Below are 3,969 nucleotides of genomic sequence, written 5' to 3'. Positions count from 1 at the left end.
CTCCCCCGAACCCCCTCCCTTTTCTGTCTGTTGGGATCCGATGGCCAAGGTTCCAGGGACGGTTGGGGTGGGTGGCGGGTCCGGTCGGCGTTGCGCAGCGACGTCGATAGGTCACGCAGGGGGGGAGAAGTTCCCTTCTCCCCGCTGCGCCATCAGTACGTCGCGAAGACGCGCTCGAGATCCGTCATCCCATGCGCGAGCGCGAGCGAGAGCAGGATCCGCGCCTTCTGCGGCGTCAGGTTGTCCGCCGTGACGAAGCCGAGCGCGGCGTTGCGCGTCGTCTTGGCCGCCCGCCCCGACATGGCGCGGGAGGAGGTGACGACCGCCACACCCTTCTTCACCGCATCCGCCAGCGCCCCCGACATCGCGGGCGTGACGTAGCCCGGCGCGAAGCCCGCGGTGACGATGCCCTTCGCCCCGGCGGCGACGAAGGCCTCGATCGCCGTCCCGTCCGCCCCGGCATAGGTGTAGGCGATATCGACGCGCGGCAGCGCGTCCATCCCGCGCACATCGAATTCGGTGTCGGGCGCGATGCGACGCAGCGGCCGGCGATACCAGGCGATCTCATCCGCATCGGCATGGCCCAGCGCGCCGAAATCCGCCGTGCGGAAGGTCTGCATGCGCAGCGTGGAGGTCTTCGTCACCTCCCGCGCCGCCTGGATCTCGTCGTTCAGCAGCACGAGCGCGCCGAGCCCGCGCGCGCGCGGATCGGCCGCGACGCGGCAGCCATTGACGAGGTTCATCGGTCCGTCGCCCGCCAGCGCGGAAGCCGGCCGCTGCGCGCCCACCACCACCACGGGCTGCGGGATCTTGAGCGTGAGGGAGAGGAAATAGGCCGTCTCCTCGAGCGAGGCCGTGCCATGCGTCACGACGATGCCGGCGAGATCCGGGTGCTCGGCCGAAAGCCGGTCGCAGATGTGCAGCAATGCCTTCCATTCCGGCCAACCGACAGCGGTCGAGGGAATGGCGCGGAAGGGAACGGGCAGGACATCGGCGACGAGCGCCAGTTCCGGCACCCGCGCGATCACCCCGTTCACGTCAAGCACCTTCCCGGCCGAGGCGTAGTCGATCAGCTCGAGCGGCCCCTTGCCCATCGAGGAGATGGTGCCGCCCGTGCCGATGATGGCGACCTTCGGTTTCGCGCTCATGCCGCGCGCTGCCCCGCCGCGCCCGCGCGCAGCCTTTCGATCACATGGTCGGTCGTCATGACATCCCCGAAGATGTTCCAGAAGGCGGCGAGCGAGGCGTTGTGCTCGGCATCGCTGTTCGCCGCGTTGCAATCCGCGACCATCACGGTGCGGAAGTCCAGCATCATGGCATCGCGCGCGCTGCTCTCGCAGCACACATTGGTCACGGTGCCGCCGATCAGCACCGTGTCGAAGCCGCGCGCGCGCAGCCGTGCGGCGAGGTCGGACGATCCCTGGATGAAGGCGCTGAAGCGGCGCTTCAGCACCTTCTCGTCCTCGGCCCGCACATCGAGCGCCGGCCACAGCGCATGCCCGGGCGAGCCTTCGCTCATCGCCGCGACGCGACGCGCGCGCGCGGCCGGCGTCGCCATGCGCTGCATCACCGTCCAGGTCTCGTCGCAGGACGCGTCATGCGTGTTCTGGATCCAGAAGACCCCGCCGCCCGTCTCCCGCACCGCGGTGGCGAGGCGGTTCACGGCGGGGACGATGCGCTCGGCCATCGGGCAATACGCATGGCTGATGGCCGGGTCCATGAAGCCGACCTGCAGGTCGATGACCACGAAGGCCGTCCGGCGCGGGTCGAGATCCTCGAAGGGATGCGCGCGCCCGCAGCGCGCCTCCACGCGGGCGGCGATCTCGGGCGGTATGTTCAGCGGATGCACGGGCTCTCTCCCCCTGTCGGGCTTGGGCCGGCGAGGTCGCGTTTCCCCGGGGCGGCACGCTATCCGCGAGACGCCCGCGCGGCAACCTCAGCCCCGCTTCTCGACCACCGCGGTCGTGAGGCGCGAGACGCAGGCAAGACGCCCGTCGGCGCGATGGATCTCGGTCTGCCAGACCTGCGTGGTGCGGCCCAGATGCAGCGGCCGGCAGGTGGCCGTCACCGTCTCCCCCTTCGGCACCGAGGCGATGTGGTTCGCGTTCACCTCGAGCCCCACCGCCTGGCGATCGGGCGGCAGGGTCAGGTTGGACGCCATGCTGCCGATCGTCTCCGCCAGCACGACGGATGCGCCGCCATGCAGGATGCCGAAGGGCTGCGCGTGGCGTTCATCGACCGGCATCTCGGCGCGGATGAAATCCTCCCCGATCTCGAGGATGCGGATTCCGAACAGGCCCGGCAGGCTGCCCGCGAAGCGTGCCCCCATCTCCGCCGGATCGGTGCCGCGCTTCCAGATTCCCATGTGCTCCCCGCCGCAGAATGCCGTGCTTCAAGTCTGGCGCGCCGCGCGCCGCTCGGCCAGGGCCGGCCCGGCCGGCAGGACCACACGGGAATGTTGCTTTGTCGCACCGAATGATCCTGCGAAGCATGTGAGGTCACCCGCCGACCCCGCACCCGACGCCCCGGCCCGCAACGGGCGGAACAGAAGGGCGAAGTCGTGGACCAGGCTGCGGGGGCGCGTGGGGCAAGAACATGCCGGCCGCACGGTCGGCCAAGAATGGTGATGCCGTGCACGTAGTGCTGGACGTGTCCCGGTTCCTGGCTTGCGGCCGCCGCCGGGCGCCGTCGGGAATCGACCGGGTTGAAGCCGCCTATGCGGCACGCTGGCTGGCCGAGCCGGAATCGGCCGTCACCTTCTGCGCCCGCGCACCCTGGGGTGGCTACGCGGCTCTGCCGCGCGGCCTCGTCGCCGACTTCGCCGCGGCGTTGCAGGCCGGCTGGGCCAGCGCGGATGCCGCCGCGGCGCGGCGGGCACGCTTGATCGGACGGCTCGGCGTGGCCCGCGTGGCGCTCGGGCGGGGCAAGGGGCGTCTCGATGCTGCGCTGGCGCGCCAGCGGCGCAGCCTGTTCCTGTTGGTCTCGCATCGCCTGATGGAACAGCCCGGGCCGATCGCGGCGATCCGCGATTCTGGCGCGGCGTTCATCCCGCTCGTGCACGACCTGATCCCGGCGACGCATCCCGAATATGCGCGGCCGGGCGTGGCGATGCAGCACCTGCGCCGGCTCGCCACCGTCGCCGCACTGGCGGATGGCGTGATCGTGAATTCCGAGGCGACGGCCGCCTCGCTCCGCCCGCATCTGGTCCGCCCGCGCGCCGTCCCACCCGTCGCGGTCGCCCCGCTCGGCATCGCGCCGCCGTCCGCGACGGCGACCGCCGCGCGCCGCGTCCATCCCTATTTCGTCGTGCTCGGCACGATCGAACCACGCAAGAACCACATGCTGCTGCTCCATCTCTGGCGGGATTTCGCCGCGAAATGGGGCCCGGCCGCGCCGCACCTCGTCATCGTCGGCCGCCGGGGTTGGGAGAACGAGAATGTGCTCGACCTGCTCGAGCGCTGCACCCTGCTTCGCGGCCTGGTCGAGGAACTGGGCACGCGTCCGGACCCGGAGGTCGCCGCGCTCGTCGCGGGCAGCCGCGCGCTGCTGTTCCCCTCCTTCGCGGAAGGCTACGGGCTGCCGCTGGCCGAAGCGCTCGCCGCCGGCGCGCCGGCCATCTGCTCCGACCTGCCGGCGCTCAGGGAAGTCGGTGGCGCCGTGCCCGAATATCTCGACCCGCTCGACGGCGCGGGCTGGCGGCGCAGCATCCTCGACTACGCCGCCCCCGACAGCCGCGCACGCGCCGCGCAGCTCGCGCGCCTGCGCGGCTGGTCGCCGCCCTCCTGGGACGACCATTTCGCCTCGGTCGACGGGCTGCTCGAAGCGGTCGCGCGGCGCCATGCCGGCGCGACCGCCACGCGGCGCCCCGATGCCGCAGGCGTGCGCGAGCCCGAGCGACTGCCGGCCGAGCCGGTCGCGGCCCGTTGAGGCTTCGCGCGATGCTGCAACGATGAAGCGCGGGACAGCGCG

The 3,969-nt window shown here is 71.8% G+C and carries 4 protein-coding genes; 1 reads left to right on the top strand and 3 read right to left on the bottom strand.

The features are described 5' to 3' along the window. Positions 1 to 152: 152 nt before the first annotated feature. The 3 genes from HW577_RS22100 to HW577_RS22090 all read right to left on the bottom strand — a co-directional run bounded on the left by HW577_RS22100 (position 153) and on the right by HW577_RS22090 (position 2,365). Positions 153 to 1,148: an asparaginase gene (locus HW577_RS22100; RefSeq protein ID WP_198378275.1), complete on the bottom strand. Its 996-nt coding sequence runs from the start codon at positions 1,146 to 1,148 to the stop codon at positions 153 to 155. After that, positions 1,145 to 1,849 carry an isochorismatase family protein gene (locus tag HW577_RS22095; protein ID WP_198378274.1) on the bottom strand — a complete coding sequence of 235 codons (705 nt, stop codon included), beginning with the start codon at positions 1,847 to 1,849 and terminating at the stop codon, positions 1,145 to 1,147. Before HW577_RS22095 ends, HW577_RS22100 begins: the two co-directional genes overlap by 4 nt. An 87-nt stretch (positions 1,850 to 1,936) precedes the next feature. Then, positions 1,937 to 2,365, bottom strand: coding sequence for a PaaI family thioesterase (locus tag HW577_RS22090; RefSeq protein ID WP_198378273.1), 429 nt, complete (start codon positions 2,363 to 2,365; stop codon positions 1,937 to 1,939). A 266-nt stretch (positions 2,366 to 2,631) separates the two neighbouring features. Here HW577_RS22090 and HW577_RS22085 point away from each other — a divergent pair, with 266 nt between their 5' ends. After that, entirely contained in the window at positions 2,632 to 3,927 is a 1,296-nt protein-coding gene (locus tag HW577_RS22085) for a glycosyltransferase (protein ID WP_332837781.1), read from the top strand. Positions 3,928 to 3,969 lie beyond the last annotated feature (42 nt).

It is taken from the genome of Neoroseomonas rubea, assembly GCF_016106015.1.
GTDB classification, from domain to species: domain Bacteria; phylum Pseudomonadota; class Alphaproteobacteria; order Acetobacterales; family Acetobacteraceae; genus Neoroseomonas; species Neoroseomonas rubea.
The sequence above is the reverse complement of the archived record's forward strand: the minus strand, read 5'-3'. Positions and strand labels throughout refer to the sequence as shown.

Bases quoted from the DNA above. Each gene is read 5' to 3' on its own strand.
- HW577_RS22090 (WP_198378273.1), bottom strand. From the start codon at position 2,365: ATGGGAATCTGGAAGCGCGGCACCGATCCGGCGGAGATGGGGGCACGC.
- HW577_RS22100 (WP_198378275.1), bottom strand. From the start codon at position 1,148: ATGAGCGCGAAACCGAAGGTCGCCATCATCGGCACGGGCGGCACCATC.